The 17,196-nt window shown below is 44.6% G+C and carries 14 protein-coding genes; 8 read left to right on the plus strand and 6 right to left on the minus strand.

All coding sequences use genetic code 11. From position 1 onward, the window contains the following. The first annotated feature begins 23 nt into the window (after positions 1–23). Positions 24–1,487, plus strand: a complete 1,464-nt coding sequence (locus tag JFC06_RS03025; RefSeq protein WP_193004732.1) for a GGDEF domain-containing protein — start codon at positions 24–26, stop codon at positions 1,485–1,487. 61 nt (positions 1,488–1,548) lie between these two features. On the opposite strand, the gene truD is transcribed toward JFC06_RS03025, so the two are convergent. After that, positions 1,549–2,769 carry a tRNA pseudouridine(13) synthase TruD gene (truD, locus tag JFC06_RS03030; RefSeq protein WP_193004731.1) on the minus strand — a complete coding sequence of 407 codons (1,221 nt, stop codon included), beginning with the start codon at positions 2,767–2,769 and terminating at the stop codon, positions 1,549–1,551. Positions 2,770–3,024: 255 nt separating this feature from the next. Between truD and JFC06_RS03035 the strand changes: the two genes are divergently transcribed. Both JFC06_RS03035 and JFC06_RS03040 read left to right on the plus strand, forming a co-directional pair. Then, positions 3,025–4,632, plus strand: coding sequence for an FAD-dependent oxidoreductase (locus JFC06_RS03035; RefSeq protein WP_198333915.1), 1,608 nt, complete (start codon positions 3,025–3,027; stop codon positions 4,630–4,632). Between the two features lie 89 nt (positions 4,633–4,721). Next, positions 4,722–5,333, plus strand: a complete 612-nt coding sequence (locus JFC06_RS03040; RefSeq protein ID WP_198333916.1) for a GNAT family N-acetyltransferase — start codon at positions 4,722–4,724, stop codon at positions 5,331–5,333. 12 nt (positions 5,334–5,345) lie between these two features. Here the strand turns inward: JFC06_RS03040 and JFC06_RS03045 are convergent, their stop codons facing one another. From JFC06_RS03045 to JFC06_RS03055, 3 genes are all read right to left on the minus strand, one after another. Next, complete coding sequence (locus JFC06_RS03045; RefSeq protein WP_193004728.1) at positions 5,346–5,558, minus strand: hypothetical protein; 213 nt, start codon at positions 5,556–5,558, stop codon at positions 5,346–5,348. Positions 5,559–5,668: 110 nt separating this feature from the next. Next, a complete protein-coding gene (locus tag JFC06_RS03050; protein WP_198333917.1) occupies positions 5,669–6,121 on the minus strand; it encodes a threonine/serine exporter family protein in 453 nt (150 codons plus the stop codon). Position 6,122: 1 nt separating this feature from the next. Continuing rightward, positions 6,123–6,923, minus strand: a complete 801-nt coding sequence (locus tag JFC06_RS03055) for a threonine/serine exporter family protein (protein ID WP_198333918.1) — start codon at positions 6,921–6,923, stop codon at positions 6,123–6,125. A gap of 138 nt (positions 6,924–7,061) precedes the next feature. Between JFC06_RS03055 and JFC06_RS03060 the strand changes: the two genes are divergently transcribed. Beyond that, the gene (locus JFC06_RS03060) at positions 7,062–7,343 is read left to right on the plus strand and encodes a DUF503 domain-containing protein (RefSeq protein WP_198333919.1); all 282 of its coding nucleotides are present in this window, start codon (positions 7,062–7,064) and stop codon (positions 7,341–7,343) included. 75 nt (positions 7,344–7,418) lie between these two features. Here the strand turns inward: JFC06_RS03060 and JFC06_RS03065 are convergent, their stop codons facing one another. Beyond that, complete coding sequence (locus tag JFC06_RS03065) at positions 7,419–9,155, minus strand: AAA family ATPase (protein WP_198333920.1); 1,737 nt, start codon at positions 9,153–9,155, stop codon at positions 7,419–7,421. A gap of 124 nt (positions 9,156–9,279) precedes the next feature. Next, entirely contained in the window at positions 9,280–12,186 is a 2,907-nt protein-coding gene (gene uvrA / locus JFC06_RS03070; RefSeq protein ID WP_198333921.1) for an excinuclease ABC subunit UvrA, read from the minus strand. Positions 12,187–12,727: 541 nt separating this feature from the next. On the opposite strand from uvrA, the gene JFC06_RS03075 reads away from it, so the two are divergent. The 4 genes from JFC06_RS03075 to JFC06_RS03090 all read left to right on the plus strand — a co-directional run bounded on the left by JFC06_RS03075 (position 12,728) and on the right by JFC06_RS03090 (position 17,118). Further along, on the plus strand, positions 12,728–14,092 hold the full coding sequence (locus JFC06_RS03075) for an MFS transporter (protein WP_193004720.1): 1,365 nt from the start codon (positions 12,728–12,730) through the stop codon (positions 14,090–14,092). 107 nt (positions 14,093–14,199) lie between these two features. After that, complete coding sequence (ssb, locus tag JFC06_RS03080; RefSeq protein WP_193004719.1) at positions 14,200–14,835, plus strand: single-stranded DNA-binding protein; 636 nt, start codon at positions 14,200–14,202, stop codon at positions 14,833–14,835. Positions 14,836–15,583: 748 nt separating this feature from the next. Further along, a complete protein-coding gene (locus tag JFC06_RS03085; RefSeq protein ID WP_198333922.1) occupies positions 15,584–16,198 on the plus strand; it encodes a hypothetical protein in 615 nt (204 codons plus the stop codon). A 596-nt stretch (positions 16,199–16,794) separates the two neighbouring features. Beyond that, positions 16,795–17,118, plus strand: a complete 324-nt coding sequence (locus JFC06_RS03090) for an H-NS histone family protein (protein WP_198333923.1) — start codon at positions 16,795–16,797, stop codon at positions 17,116–17,118. Positions 17,119–17,196 lie beyond the last annotated feature (78 nt).

A 17,196-nucleotide genomic window follows, 5' to 3' on the forward strand; every position in this document is an offset into this window, starting at 1 on the left:
TCACTGTCTGTGGTAGCCCTATTATGGCTGTATCAATATCTCATCTCGGCTACAGAAAACTCTCTCGAGTGATTTTTGGGTGGCAAGCTGCTGATAGGACCTCACTGCTGGCACTGTTTATATTGATGGAAGTCGCCTCACATTGGCTCTGGTGTTTGGTCGTCTGGTGGCGCCAAGATGTGTATGCCCCTTATGTGAATGTGACACTGCTGTACCCTTTATGGATTGGGGTGACACTGATGGGGGCGTACTCTTTTTGGATGGTTAGCCGCTTATCGCCCATTCGAAAAGACAATGACGCGTTGCATCAATGGCAGGCCATCTTAGTGACACTCTACAGCACTTATATTGCTGTGGTCATTGTGGTCATGGGTCATAGTAGTTTGGTGGCTGGGGTTTCGCTGGTCGGTGGGGCGATGTTGGCGATGATGCTAGTACAGCGGCGCTATGTATGGCGCGCGTTTTTAGGGCACGCTGCTGTGATCTTAGCGGTCACTCTCCTGCCTTACTTCGGCGTGACGTTACCCAATCTACGTCAAATGTCCATTAGCTCTTTTCCCTTAGGTACTTATAGCTATCTCACCTATAGTGAGATGACAGCGATCGAAAATGCGGTCTCTGCTGCTGCTTTGCAAAAGGGTGCGCTCAGCTGGGACAGCTTGAGTCAACTGCGCTACTCGTCCGCATTTTTTTGGCGCGCCACTCACATCTATATGGCGCTACCAAAAGCCATTTTTATCATTTATATATTTCGTGCGCTGTTGTCTATATTAGATGAAAGTAAAAAAGAGACGCTACAGCATGCCAATCAAGATGAGCTGACCCAGCTCAACAGTCGCCGTTATGGTTTGACCCAAATGAAACAAGCGTTGAAGTCGGTCGACAATCAGCAAGACTTTAGCGTGATTCTACTGGATTTGGATTGGTTTAAAGACATCAATGACAATTATGGTCACGATGTTGGTGATTTGGTGTTGGCGGAAGTGGCACAGACGCTACGACAGTTTTTCACTGATGAGGCGATCGTTAGTCGCTATGGTGGTGAGGAGTTTTTGATTGTGCTGCCAGACACGAAGCACGATAGCGCCATGCTCATTGCTGAACAACTCAGGCGCAGCATTGCTGAGCAGGTGATAACGGCCGATGACGATATCACCTTTAGGGTGACCGCCAGTTTGGGGTTATATACCCTGACGCATGGCGCGCGTTCCTGCATCAAGCAAGCACACGCAACGCTGGTCCAAAAAGAAGCGGAGAGTGAGCTCAATCAGTCCCAAAAGGTTAAGTTGCGCCCCAATAAACGCGGCGCTAGAAAAATCTTAACCGCGCAGTTGCCTCAAGATATTTGTCAGCGCTTAATCAGCACTGCCGATAAAGCACTGTATGAGGCGAAAGGCCGTGGTCGTAATCAAGTTGTGAGTGCCAATGCGATGTTGGCAGAAGAAGATGTTGGCAGAAGAAAAAAACAGTGTGGAGGCACTTTATAATAACTAAAGGGCTGATGTTACTGACTTTCACACGTTGTCTTTGCCGCTGTGACCTGCTTAATTAGGACGTCAGTTGCTGTACCAAGCTTGCCAAGACGCTGGTCGCAAAGCTACCGGTCGTTAAAGTAAAGCTCAATACAAGCGTCTGCTCGTCTGACCACTCCCAGCTCATTGCGGCAACAGGCAATCGCAGTGGTCGCCGTTGTGCTTTGATATCGCGCTTCTCTAAGCCTGTGGCTAGTTGTGTTAATAGGGGACTGTTCTGCACAGTGTCATTTTCGATGGCTGCCGCTGTGCCACTGACTTTATCGTTACCCACGCCCCATAAAACGCCCGTTGGATGAATGTCACCACTGGCAAGCCGCGCCCGCAGGGTCGCGTCTACGTCTTCACTCGTAAATATCGATCCCGAGCCATCTAAGTTAAACACTTCCCCTGTTAGACCCTCATTCCAACTGTCATCTCTGACTCGTGCTGCCAGTATCTGATTAAATATCAAACTCCGCGCAGCCGATAGCTCCATGGTGTTTTGCTCACGCGGCGCGCGCTTGCGTTTGCTTTTTTTGGGCTGCGGTCGACTGTCTGGTAGAGGCCGCGCAAACAACGCCAGTGCCTCTCTAATATTATTACCGTTACGTCCAAAGCGCTGCGGGCCAAAATAATTGGGCACGCCACTTTTAGCGATGTGCTTTAAATGCTGCTCGACGCTTTGCTTATCAGACAGTCCAGTGTGTTCCTCGTTAGCACTTGCAAACTGGATATTGCGCAAAGTGATGACAAACTCATTGGCTTTGTGGGTGCCGCGATTGAGCTTTTTGTTATGCCACTGTTGGGCGAGAATGGTGACTGATTCATGCTCTGCGACATCTAGCGGGGCAAACTCAGAGGCTGGCAACTGCTTTTTGGGAATGCGCAGGCTAAACCACTGCGTGGTCAATGCATGGCGGTCCTTGAGTCCTGAGTAACCCACATCACGTAATGGAATCTCGGCCCACTCTGAGAGTAATTTGGCAAGATACGCCGTGTTCATTCCTGACTTTTGGATGTGTAGCCATAAATGCTCTCCCTCGCCAGTGAAGTCTAATGGCAAGAGTTCGTTGACCACAAAGTCGGTTGCATAGGCTTTATAACGTGCTTGTTTTAACGGCTGCTGCGTCGGCTGGGGTAGGTGTGCGGTATCAGTGACGGCTGCAACATCGATATTTGAGATATCAAATGCCTCATCCTCAAAAGCAGACGGAGAGTGGGCGGTAGGGGTTATGTTTTTATCTGGAGAAGTCATAAAAGGATCTTTTATTTTGATGATGCGTTTTAAAGAGAGGGCGTAAAAGTAAGAATGAAAAGTCAAGCATTACGTTTTGCAACGCAGTCAGCATACAAAAAAACATCGCGCATGAAGTGGGCTTGCTACTATCAATGCATCGCGTGTGTAAAAAGTCGGTGAAGAAACAATCGGATAAGTTAAAAGTGTCTGGTTCAGTGTGCTTATTTTTAATCCGACTAAAGAGGACATTATTATAACGGTTAAGGACGCATTATGACCAAGGCAATGATCAATACAGTCACTATTAATAAAGCCGATATACCAAGTGGCGGCATGAAATCCTACAAACAAGATGACGATAGTATCATTTTGGTCACTCGTGATGAGAATGAGTTTAGTGCATTTGATGGCAAATGTCCGCATGCTGGGGCAGACTTAGGCGACGGCTTACGCTGCGGCAATCGCGTGATTTGTCCTTGGCATCATGCGACTTTTGATAGCCGCGATGGCACATTGCTAGAGCCTGTTGCCACTATAGGGCTTACCCAATACGAGCTGACTGATGAGGGTGATAGCTTGACTGTACATACCTCAGCGAGGATAGATAAGACGGTGGCAAATGACAAGCTGGCAGACACACATACTATGATCGTTGGTGGCGGCGGGGCGGGATTTATGACAGCCAATCAGCTGCGCCGTACCGGTTATGCGGGTAAAATCACCATCATTAGTGCGGATGATAAAGCCCCTTATAATCGCCCATTATTATCCAAAATGTTTTTAACCGGCGACATGGATGAGCAACATTTAATGCTGGGCGGGGCAGACTGGGCCAATAAAAACAACATTGAGCTGCGTTTAAATCAAGTGGTGAGCGAAGTATTGCCGAATGAGTGCGCCATAGTGATGGAAGACAATAGTGGTCATAGCGAACGACAAACCGCCGATTTTTTGGTGGTGGCGACAGGGGCTGAACCCAAGATACCCCCGTTTAAAGGGAGTGAGCTTGATGGTGTGTATACACTACGCAGTATGAATGACGCCAAAGGCATCAAAGCGGCAAGTCGCGGCAAGCACGTCGTTATCGTCGGGACTGGCTTTATCGGTATGGAGGTGGCCTCATCGCTGATGCAAGTAGGAGAGATAGCCTCTATTACGGTCGTTGGTCGTAGCGCGCGGGTACTGAGTCATATCGTCTCCGAGAGCATTAGCAATGCTGTGATTGATCTGCATAAAGAAAAAGGTGTTATGTTTGCATTCGGCGCGGACGTTGACGAAATTCATGAGGATGGTGGTAACGTCAGCGGCGTAACCCTGTCTGATGGCACCAAAATGGACGCCGATATGGTCATATTAGGTACAGGCGTGACCCCGCGTACCGCTCTGCTAAATGAGGTCAATGATCCAGATGGCGTGCAAGTAAATGAGCGCCTGCAACTGCGCGATGGCGTTTATGCGTTGGGCGACATCGCCCACGCGACCAACCAGATGGGGCGCATGCGTATTGAGCATTGGCGCGTGGCTTTGCAGCATGGCATGGTAACGGCAGCGGCTATCTTGGAGGAAGATAACGTAAACGCTTTAGAGGAGCGTATTCCGTTTTTTTGGACCGCGCAGTACGGTAACAGCTTGCGTTATAGTGGACATGCAACGACCCATGATAAGGGGATTTTGTTTGGTACACCCAGTAAGTTCGACTGTATCGAATACTACTTTGATGATGAAGAAGAGAACACACGGGCAAGCGCTGCCCTCTCACTGGGACGCGACAAAGAGCTGGTTGCCTTCTCTGAGCTACTCCGCCGTGGTCATGCCCCAACGCGCGCTCAAATTAAGGCTGGATTTGACATGATTGACCAAGCGCATGCGTTATCGCGCTAGCACTCAAAACGGATAAGGATTAGTATTTAGGCGGGCTTAGTGAACTGAGCCAGTTTTTTACTATACAGATAAAAAAGGAAAATCATCATATGGATAAGGATTCGGTATTTTTACGTCAGGCCAAAGCGGATGACATGGAGGCACTTGAGCAGTTACTCAACCGTTGTTATCGGCAGACAGAAGGGTGGACCAATGAGGCGGATTTAATCGGTGGTATCCGGATTACGCCAGAGGAGCTGGCGAATACCATTGCTAATCCAACGCATTATCTCTTCGTCTACCCGAAAACGACGACAGGCAGTCGTGATGGCGAGGAGACAGGTGCGTTATTAGGCTGCATCGCGGTCGATATAAAAGCCGATCATGACGTAAATAACAGTGTCTGTCATAAAAAAGCCTACATCGGCATGTTTGCGGTCCATCCTGAACTGCAAGGGCAGGGCGTTGGTCATCAGATATTGCAGGCAGCAGAGACGTTTGCAGCGCGCCATTTGCAGACAGAGATGCCAACGCCTCATAAAAAATCTGCGCGTCTGACCATGTCTATATTAAGCCATCGGCCTGAGCTTTTGGCTTATTATCAGCGCCGTGGCTATCAGTTGAACGGTAATAAGATGCCGTTTCCAAATGATGGCAACAATGGCGAGCCAAAGCGTCAAGATTTAGAGTTATTAGAATTAGAAAAATTCGTTCACGCATAAACGTGTGCTTGGTTAACCCCAAAAATGGCCAAAAGTCATAAACAGGCCAATACTCAGCAGGATAAATGCCACAATAATTAAGCGCTTAAACCAGTTAAACGCTGGCAAGCGCGTGGCATTGTCGTCAGACATAAGATAAGCAAATAAAAACAACAAGCTTGCTGCCAAGGTCATGATTCCAAGACCAATCGGTAATATAAACAAGTACACCTGCCACACAGTCATCTCTCAACGATCATTATTAATCGCATCATAGCAGTAACGTGATTGTGCTGTCAGTATGAATAGCACAAAACCAAGCGCGTGCTATTATCCCGCCAAAAACCGCCCACCCCCTAAACGATCGCCCGACGTCTATAAAACAGTAGGCCAGGAATGGACAAGCCCAGCACCAATCCTGAGGTCACAAACAACGCCTCAAATAAATACACCATCATTTGGCTAAATAACTCATCTGAAAAGCCAAAATAGCCAATCTGCACCATACTGACCATCGCTTTATAAGCGGCGATACCGGGCATCATACAGATGACGCTGGGTGAGATTAAGGCTTTGGGCGGTAGGGTGTATTTCTTAGAAAAGTACACGCCCAAAAAGCTGGCAAGCATCGCCCCAAAAAAGCTGGCAACCACGATGTGTACATGCTGATAGACAAGGGCAGTCTTTAGTCCAAAGCCAAAAGCCGTCATGAGCAAACACGGCAAAATATAGCGTCTGGGGAGCGTAAACATAAGCGTCCAGCCAAGGGTAATGATGCAAGACAGTACAACGGTTTCAATGAACCACATCTCAAAACCCCCAGTGCTGTATTTGCAGTAAAACCAGCGCCATCACGATGCCAACGCAAGCGGACAAAGTGAGCATATAAGTAAATACCGCACGGCCAACGCCAATATTGACATAGCCTTTTAAGATATCTGAAAAAGAATTAATCAAAGGAAAGCTTGGTACCAGTAGCAGCACGCTGGACGCCACGGCAATATCGGCATTATTGCCAATATCAAAATAATAGGTCGTCGCCCCAATTAGTGAGGCAATGAACGCGGTCGCGATGACTGCTATAAAAGGATTAAAATGGTGTTTGGCCAGATAGATACGAGTAAACATCGCGACCATACCCGCGATAAACGTCACGGCGGTGATCGACCAACTGCCGCCGTTCAGATAGGCAAACGCCGCGCAAGACGCACCAACAAACACGCCCACCAGCCAGGTTGGATACACCGTCTTATCTAGCTCATCAAACGCAAGCGTGGTGTGGTCAGTCAGTTCAGGCGTGAGCTTGTCGTTATTTATAGCAGCTTCGGTTTTATTGACGATTTGCTGTATTTGCACCAATAAATTGACGTTGATGCTCTGATTGATCGTGTCCCGAGTGGTGGTAATACAGCGTTCATCACAGATAGTGGTCAGCGTCAGGGCATTGAAATTGAGCGAACACTCTACGCTGTTCATCCCCAAGGCCAGCCCTAGGCGTTTGGATAAGTCCACCACCACGGCAGACTCAGCACCATACTGCATAAGGAGTAATCCGCAGCGCACGCACAATCGGGTAATGCGCTGCTGCTGGACGTAGCTGATAGAAGTCATGGATTGGATACGCAACTTGGTTATTGATACGCTATTATAAAGGGTCTAGGTACTGACGCGCAGACAATATCAACCATTATCAGCCATTATATTTGATGCTACTATAAAAGTATAAATGGTTTTGGCAAGGAGCATAAAATGCATATCGCTATTTTGACACTGACGTTTTCGTTGCCCGGATGCGGCTCGCTAAAAGAAAAACGCCAACGTATGGGCGGCTTACATGCGCGCTTTGGCAATACGCCAAGTGTCGCGGTATGTGAGAGCGGCGGCCGCGCGCGCCATGATGCCAGCGAATGGACGTTTGTGATAGTAGGACTGTCCAAACGTGAGGTCGAGTCGCAGTGTAGTCAAATTGAAGAGAAGCTAGAACGTACAGTAGATGCACGGGTGATGAATGTTGAGAGGGAGTATGTTTAGGAAGTGGCTTTGTATCTGTAGAGAGCCTTTTTTTCTCTAGACAACTATTTTAGTCGAAAGCTATAATAACTATGACTAGAACAGGTTTTTTGTTAAATTATCAGTACTACTTAACCACATTTTGATAGGCGCTTCACTCTCTGGACTCATACTTATTTTTTCGTCCAAAAGCACTATTATCCACTGTCTTACTTCTTCTCTTTTTCCTTCAATTTCATTTAGCACTGGATGTAAAAGGATTGAATGAATAAAATGCTTTCGATATTTTTTATCATCAAGGTCTGCCCAAACTAGTTCTTCTAAAATGTCCTTATCTATCATTGATATGATATCTTTATCACTAGAATTCCACCCGTTACGATTATTGTCATGAAATTTTAAGAATATGGTAGAAATAAGGCTAGATTTGATATTTGGTATCCTATAATTTTCAATTTCATTTTTGATGAAATCATAGAAGCGGTCGTGGGGCTGCCTGCCGAACCGGTACCAGTCATCAATAGAAGGTTTTGATTGTGATGATTTTATTCCATTTTTGATAAACTGCTTAGTGTGACTCTCTAACTGTTGCGCTAAATCTGCCCTGTTACAGTTTTCAAGTATGTCACAATAAAAGCTAATATTATTCATCTCAGGTTTTTGGATTTTAGTACAGGCTGAATAATATAGGCGTTCACAGAAATTAGGCCGAAGCTCAAGGCTATGAAATTCATCTATAACTTTTTCATGAGCTAATTCATCTTGAAGTTGCATCTCTGATAAGACGTCTCTTCTCAGTAAATCTTGTATAGACTCTTCTGAGATATCATGGTTGGTAAGCATACTTATAATATGCTTAGCCCAATTATCAAACAAAAATAAAGGATAAAATGCATCGAGGTAACGTCTAAAAGCTTTGAGCTCATCACTCTGATTTAAAAAATCATCATCCGACATTATGATGAAACTTCTATTACTATCATGAAATAAATCTAAGGTAGCTGTAAAAAAATTCTTATCATCATCTAGCGGTATTTCTGGTTGAAATTCATCTATCCATCGGATAACTAGAAGGTTTTTCAGTATATATTCTTTACTGGTTTTGCTTAGTGAGTTTATAGAGGTGACAATCTGCTTATAATTAATAAATACCTTATTATAAAATCTTAAATTTTTGACATTCAGTGTACGATAGAATAGTTGCATAACATCTAGTGCACGTTTATCTGTTATAAAAGTTTCTAATATATCTAAGTTATCATCAAGAACGAGAACATCATCAAGCACCTTTTCTTTATATTCTTGAAATTGTTCATTCGCTTTAACATCATGTAAAATTATAATGATTTGGCAGTCTTTCTCTAGCTTCAAATCGTTTAGTAAACCCATGACATCTTTTAGTGAGAGACTGTCTGAAATTCTTTCGACATCATCAATACAGATAGTAGTCTTAGATACCAAGCTAGAAAGAGCACTAGTTATTAGGCTTTTACCTATATTAAGGCTTAATCCTTTCCCTTCTACCTTAGATAGATCTACATTGTCTAAAGCTTTATTGAATAGTGATTTAGCTCCTTGCATTCTGTCTTCTGGCTGATCAATTTTATGAGTTTTAACTGCTATTTCATACTTCAAAGAATCTAAAGAGTCAATACCGAATAGAGATACATAGGCATATTTTCTTAGTTTAAATTGGTTATGATACTTTTCCTTAAAGTTATTCCAGAAATGAGTCTTACCAATTCCCCATTCGCCAGTCAATGCAATAGAAAATGGGCTTTCTTTATCAATTAAATCTGCAAGTCGTTTTTCAAGATTTGCTACATTTGCCATTGCTTATTACCTTACAGATGTTCTTCAGTTAATAGTTATACTAGCACTTAACTTAAGACTCGCCCAACAAAAAAGGCCACTCCCTAAAGAGCAGCCTTTCAATCACTATTTAACCATTAACAAACTAGCTTACGTCCTTTAACCCTTGCTCTAGCATCGGCTTTAAGAATACACCCGTATAGGATTCTTTGACTTCCGCCACTTCCTCAGGCGTGCCTTCAGCGATGATCAGTCCGCCACCTTTACCGCCTTCAGGGCCAAGATCAATCACCCAATCTGCCGTTTTGATGACATCAAGGTTATGCTCGATGACCACGATGGTATTGCCCTTATCGCGTAGGGTGTGCAGAATATGCAGCAGCTTATCAATATCATGGAAATGCAAACCTGTGGTTGGCTCATCCAAGATATAGAGCGTCTGTCCGGTATCACGTTTGGCAAGCTCACGCGCCAGTTTGACCCGCTGCGCTTCACCGCCTGATAGCGTCGGCGCAGACTGTCCAAGACGGATGTAGCTGAGACCGACATCCATTAAGGCTTGCAAACGGCGATAGATCGCTGGAATGGCTGAAAAGAACTCAGTGGCATCTTCAACGGTCATATCGAGCACATCAGCGATGGTCTTGCCTTTATAGTGAATCTCTAAGGTTTCGCGGTTATAGCGTTTGCCTTCACAGGTATCACACGGCACATACATGTCTGGTAAGAAATGCATCTCAACTTTGATCAGACCGTCGCCTTGGCACATCTCACAGCGTCCGCCTTTGACGTTGAAACTAAAGCGTCCCGCTTTATAACCACGAGCACGCGCTTCTTGCGTTTGCGCAAACATTTCACGCACAGGGGTAAACACGCCGGTATAAGTCGCTGGGTTTGAGCGCGGCGTACGGCCAATGGGGCTTTGATCGATGTCGACCATTTTATCCAAATGCTCAAGACCGCTGATGCTCTCAAACTTATCTGCAATCAACGTGGAAGCGTTATTTAACTGAGTCGCTGCCAACGGCATTAAGGTGCGGTTGATTAGCGTCGACTTACCCGAACCGGATACCCCAGTGACACAAGTCATCACGCCGACTGGTATGGACAAATCCACATCATGCAGGTTATTGCCGGATGCGCCTTTTAGCTCAATCGTCATCGGTGCTTTTTTGGCTTTGGCTTTACCTTTGACTTCGACATCCATGGTTTTGGCTTTGTGTCGAACGGTTGGAATCTCGATTTTCTTCTCGCCAGACATGTACTGTCCAGTGAGCGAGTCTTTATTTGCCATGATGTCATCGACTGTGCCTTGGGCGATAATATGACCGCCATGGACACCCGCGCCGATACCGATATCGATGACGTGATCTGCTTGGCGAATGGCATCTTCATCGTGCTCAACGACGAGGACGGTATTGCCCAAGTCACGCAAGCGCGTCAGCGTCTTTAGCAGGCGATCATTGTCACGCTGATGCAGACCGATGGACGGCTCATCGAGCACGTACATCACGCCCATCAGACCAGCACCGATTTGGCTGGCAAGCCTGATACGCTGTGCTTCACCGCCCGATAGCGTCTCAGCAGAGCGAGCAAGCGTCAAGTAATCAAGTCCAACACTGACGAGGAAGTTTAAACGCTCATTGATTTCTTTAAAGATTTTTTCGGCAACTTCGCCTTTATGACCGCCAATCTTTAGCGTTTTATAATAGTCAGCCGCATCGCCGATAGACAGCTTGACGATTTCGGCGATGGTTTGATCATCGACACGGACATTGCGCGAGATTTCGTTTAGACGTGCGCCATCACAGACGTTACAGGTGGTATCTGCTAAGTATTTGGCCAGCTCATCACGCACCAGATTGCTTTGCGTTTTGGCATAGCGACGCTCTAGATAAGGCAGTACGCCTTCAAAGGGTACGGTTTTATTGGTCTTGCGGCCACGCTCATCGGTAAAGTTAAAGGTGAGCTTTTCTTTGCCGGAGCCGTGCATGATGATATCTTGCTGTTCTTTTGACAGGTCTTGCCACGGCGTATCCATGTCGATTTTGAAATGCTTGCAGACGGTGCTCAGCAAGCCAAAGTAGTAAGCATGACGTTTATCCCAACCATTGATTGCACCTTGATTGAGCGATTTTTCATGATGGGTGATGAGCTTTTCGGCGGCGAAGTACTGACGTTTACCGAGACCGTCACAGCTTGGGCACGCGCCATACGGGTTGTTAAAACTGAACATACGCGGCTCAAGCTCAGGCACCGCACGATCACAGACAGGGCATGAGTGCTTGGCTGACATGACTTGATTGTCATCCCCGCCTTCTTTGGGATTGCCATCCATAAAGTGTAGCGTGACCAGTCCTTGACCTAAACGTAGGGCGGTCTCTAAGCTCTCGGCCACACGGTTGCCCAAATCATCACGGACTTTAAAGCGGTCAACCACCACTTCGATGGTATGTTTTTTCTTTTTATCGAGTGTGGGTAGCTCATCGGTATCGTAGACATCACCATCGACGCGCACACGGACGAAGCCTTGACCAATCAGTTGCTCAAGCAAAACGGTATGCTCACCTTTACGCTCACGAATCACGGGTGCCAAAATCATGATCTTGGTGTCATCAGGCAAGGCCATGACCTGATCGACCATTTCGGTGACCGACTGTGCCACCATGGGCTCGCCATGTTCAGGACAGTATGGCGTACCGATACGCGCATAGAGCAGGCGCAGATAGTCATAAATCTCGGTAATCGTACCGACGGTCGAGCGTGGATTATGGTTGGTGGATTTTTGCTCGATAGCAATCGCCGGGGACAGACCCTCGATGCTATCGACATCAGGTTTCTCCATTTGTGAGAGAAACTGGCGCGCATACGCCGATAAGCTCTCGACATAACGGCGCTGCCCTTCGGCATACAGCGTGTCGAATGCTAATGAAGATTTACCAGAGCCAGATAGACCCGTGATCACCACAAATTTATCCCGTGGAATATCTAGGTCGATGTTTTTTAGATTATGGGTACGTGCGCCGCGTATTGCGATATGGTCATGTGCCATCGGTGATAGGTTTCCTATTTGCTAAAATGGTATTTAAAAAGATATCTAACATATAAAAAGGTCAATTAAGCTAAGTGAATGAATTCTTCGAAAGCGTGAATGAGTATTTACGTGTGGTTTATTTTAATTTTTAATTTTACTAAGCGATCTTACTAAGCGAATCTAAAACAAATAAATGTTAAGTAACAGGTGGTGTTTGTTATAGATTTAACCCAATCCTGTCATTTTATCGAGGCGTTCGTCATAAAGCAGATGAGGGAATAGCATTTATGACGCCTTACTTTATTGTCATGATGGAGGCATTATTCAAGGTATGATCCAGCCTTAGATGCACTTGGTAACAAAATTATCGCGCAATATGAATGACTTGGGTGGCTGTCATGTGCGATACCGAATCAGCAAGACAAAAGTCTCGGCAACCAAACGATGAATGTCTTATACTAGGGGCTTTGATTTATAGGCTGATGCCTTGATAAACCAGTAGTGCTAAATCAGCAGTACAGCCGTGATAAACCAGTAATGATCAACCAGTGAGGCGAGTATGAATAGCGTAGAGAGACGAGCAATCCTCGGGGTCGGTGGTATTTTTGCCTTGAGGATGATCGGCTTGTTTATGATTGTGCCCGTGTTTTCTGTGTATGGTAACAATTATGCGCACGCGACGCCGTTTTTGATCGGCTTGGCAGTCGGTATTTATGGATTGGGGCAGGCTATTTTTCAAATACCAATGAGCCTTGCTGCTGATAAGTTTCCGCGTAAACCGATCATATTTTTGGGTTTAATTCTGTTTGCCATCGGCGGTATGATCGCCGCAAATGCGACGGATATTTATGAGGTGATTATTGGTCGTGCGCTGGCGGGTAGTGGCGCTGTCTCTGCTGTCCTCATGGCGTTGTTGGCAGATGTGACACGGGAAGAGATGCGTACCAAAGCGATGGCGACGATGGGATTGACCATTGCAACCTCTATCATGCTGGCCTTTGCCTTTGGTCCTTTATTGGTCGGGTCGCTCGGTATCTCTGGGCTGTTTTGGTTAACGTCGGGCTTTGCTGTGTTGGCAATGTTATTATTACTGGTGGTGCCCACACCCCTACGCGTACTCAAGCACAACTTAGACAACAAATCGATTGGTCAACAATTAAAGACTGTGCTTAACATAGGGGATTTAAACCGCTTACACATCGGTGTTTTTGCCTTACATCTAACGATGACCGCGATATTTGTTATTTTGCCGCACCAGCTTAATGAGGTGATGGGGTTATCGGTACGTCAGCAGGGCTTGGTTTATTTGCCATTATTGTTTATTGGCTTTGCCGTTGCGATACCGTTTATCATTATCGCCGAAAAGAAACGCAGAATGCGCCAAGTGTTTTTGGGAGCGATTGCGCTCATGACTAGCGCTTTAGTGTTGCTTGCGCTCGGTAGTCAGATGGGTGTCGGTATTATATTGGGCTTGCTGCTGTACTTTATGGGCTTTAATTTGCTTGAGGCGACGATTCCTTCGTGGATCTCGAAGCGGGCCCCAGTCGCTAATAAAGCCACCGCGATGGGGCTTAACTCCTCTAGTCAGTTCTTTGGAGCATTCGTCGGTGGGGCGATGGGTGGACTGTTATTGAACCAGCCTAACTTGTTGGCATGGGGCATACTGGCCATTATTATGGGTGCATCACTACTGGTTATTATTCCGATTGCCCAGCCCCCTTATCTGTCAAGTACGACCGTGACTATTCCTAAAAACATCAATATACAAGACTGGTCACGCCAAATATTGGCGGTAGATGGGGTTGATGAGTTGGTGGTGATGGCAAAAGAACAGGTCGCTTATTTGAAGCTGGATAAGACGCAGCTGACCGATGATTCGCGACAAACCCTGTCGCGTTTGGCACAAAGCCCCCTAGATATTTAAACAAAAATTGGTTAAAGTAAAATCATATTATAGATAGTATTTATTGGTACTATTAAATAAACATCAAACAGATTCATCAGATTACTCATAAGTAAGAGGACGGTACCATGCGCGGAGTTAATAAAGTTATCATTATCGGTAACCTTGGAGCAGACCCTGAGGCACGTCAATTCAATAATGGCGGTAGCGTGACCAATATTTCGGTTGCGACATCGGAGCAGTGGACAGACAAACAAAGCGGCGAAAAAAGAGAAGCGACGGAATGGCATCGTATTTCACTATTTAACCGTTTGGGAGAGATTGCTGCACAGTATTTACGTAAAGGCAGCAAGGTCTATATCGAAGGCAGTTTACGGACGCGTAAATATCAGGATCAAAACGGACAAGACCGTTATATTACCGAGATCCGTGCTGAACAAATGCAAATGCTAGATGGCATGAGCGGTGGACAAGGTGACAATGCTTTTGGTGGTCAAAACCAAGGCCAAGGCGGTTATGGCAATCAAGGTGGTCAAAGCAATCAAAATAACTTTGGCCAACAAGCAAACCATCAGCAAGGCGGCTATAATCAAGCAGGCAACGCCGCTCAAGGGATGGCACAAGGTGGCAGACAAAATAGCTTTAATAACAACCAAAGTGCGCCTGCTCAGCAAAATCAATTTAACCAACCGACGCAGCAGCCTGCACAGTCAAAACCTACTGCCATGCCAGATGGTCCCGTAGATGACGATATTCCGTTCTGAGGAATACATAATTAAGTAATGTTGTATTTATAACTATGTAGCTCATTGATAATAATATCATTGAGCTATTTTTATATCTAAAGATCAGGTCTTAAAATAAACGTAAAAGGTAAACTAGGAGCGTCATGTTGAGAAAAGCAATTGTGTTTAATTAATAGAGTGTATTATCAAGAAAAATAAAACCTTTGTTTATTTTTAATTTAACTCTCTTTTATTTACTATCAATAGTTTGTCATAAATTTATTCTTAAACAGTTTAGTTAGTATAAAACACTAGTAAACATTTATTTACAAAGTCAAAGCTATCACACGTCTATTGATACTATCTGGTCAGGTTGAATAGAAAATCTATAGTCATTACAGTGAGTTATTGACCTAAATTTTCTGTGCGTGCTTTACAACTGCGACCCATCAGAGACTGTGTAAATCCTGTCCCCGCCGCCCTATATTTTTTTATGCTAGTTAGCATTTTTTATATTGAAATTTAGAAAAACTACCACTCATATCCTATATCAACCGTTCATTCTATTGGTAATGATTAATGCTAACAGTCCATTAAAAGAGATTGATATACTCCCTTCAAATTAATGGCGCAAACAATATTAAAGGTTGAACTACCAGTTAAAACCACTTTTTATTACGAATAGAAAGTCAGAGTTTGACCATCAAACGGCTTAAAACATAAAAAATATTTGGTCGGCAGCTGACGATAAAGGTGCCTACTTTACGGTTAGGGTTGGGTATAAAGCATGAATGACAGTGATGTGTTTCGAAAAACGGATCTAGGTAGAAAGGAAGTGAAATCTCAAAGTCTAGGGATACTACCGCGAGACGCCAGAACATTACTCATTATGATTGATGGCAAACGGAGTTATCGCAGCTACCTTGATACGCTTGATAGCAGCAAGATGTTTGCGAGCTTTGGGGGCGTGACGCCAATTTTTGAGCTGCTTTTAGAGCTTGAATACATTGAAGTTGCTGGCGCTGATAATGCTGCTACCCAAACGCCGATAGCCTCTCAGTCTCAATCGTCGCCACAATCTACTACTACAGACGTTGATACGGAGATTGATCGCACTTTTCGGAGTAAAGCTGCAAGCAAAATGTCAGCAATAGGCAGAAAGTCAATTGGTAGCCTCTTCAAAAACAAGATGCCGTATGCCAGTTATGAGACGATAAAGTCAGATTTGGCTGCCTACATCGAAAGACATGCGCCTCCTGTAGAGGCGTGGGGTTATTTACTTATGTTAGAGCAGTGCGAGGGTAGCCGACAATTATTGGTTTTGGTACAAGAGATACAGAGTACCAGTAGTGGAGAGCTGGCGCACGGTATGAATGAGTTTACCCAAAGAATTCAATATTAATGGTGAGACGATCATAAGCAAACAGACGTGATTCATTAAAGGGATCTTTCTCTTGATAAGTGGCCACTGTTATTAAATGCAGTAAAAAACGATTATAAGCAAGGCAATGGCTGATCTATAAACGTTATATTTCTGGACTGTTTTTAGTTTGATGGAAGCGTCATTGGTCGTTGTTTTAACAGAGTAAGGCTGCTAACAGGGTTATAATTTTTAACCTTCTATGGATTTATGTTTATTTATAGATAAGACGTACGGTCTTTCAGTGTCACTCCAAAAATAATATTTTTTGAATTTAAAAACAACAGTACGTTTTTATAAAAAGGCTTAACTAAAAAACGGATTTTTACTTAAGTTTACTTTCTACTGATAGTCAGTGTAAAACTATAATAATTTACTATTGTTTTAATATCTGTTTTTGTTTATATTGTCTGCGCTTACGAATACTAGGATTGATCCTATTTTCATCCACAAAAAAGACATTCATTCACAAAGTCTATCATTCTGTTTAATGAATGATGAATGAGCAATTCTTAGTTCTTAATAGTTAACAATATGCCTATTAAGGTTATCTCTCTTATTTTACAGTTGGATTCACTATGAGCAAAAATAACGCAATTGATTTAGACAGTCTAAACGTTGATGAGCTACGCGCCATCACCGAAAATGCCCAGCAGCTTATCGCTCAAAAACAACATCAGCGCTTGTATGATGCTTACATGCAGTTTGAACAAATTGCCGAAGACAGCAATGCGACTATCGAAGAGATTTTAAAAGCTGGTGAAAAGCTAGAGAAAAAACGCAGTATTAAATATCGTAATACCAATAATAACGAAGAGACGTGGACTGGCCGTGGTCGCAAGCCAACGTGGTTGGTTGACGCTCTAGCAGCCGGTCGTGATCTTGAAGATTTTGCTGTTTAACACGGCTTACTTAGCCATGCAAGATTGCACATGCTGTGTTGCTTTTTAGGTTGATATCTAGGGATTTATTTAAAAGTA

The sequence above is a fragment of the Psychrobacter namhaensis genome (assembly GCF_016107545.1).
In the GTDB taxonomy this organism is placed as follows: Bacteria; Pseudomonadota; Gammaproteobacteria; order Pseudomonadales; family Moraxellaceae; genus Psychrobacter; species Psychrobacter namhaensis.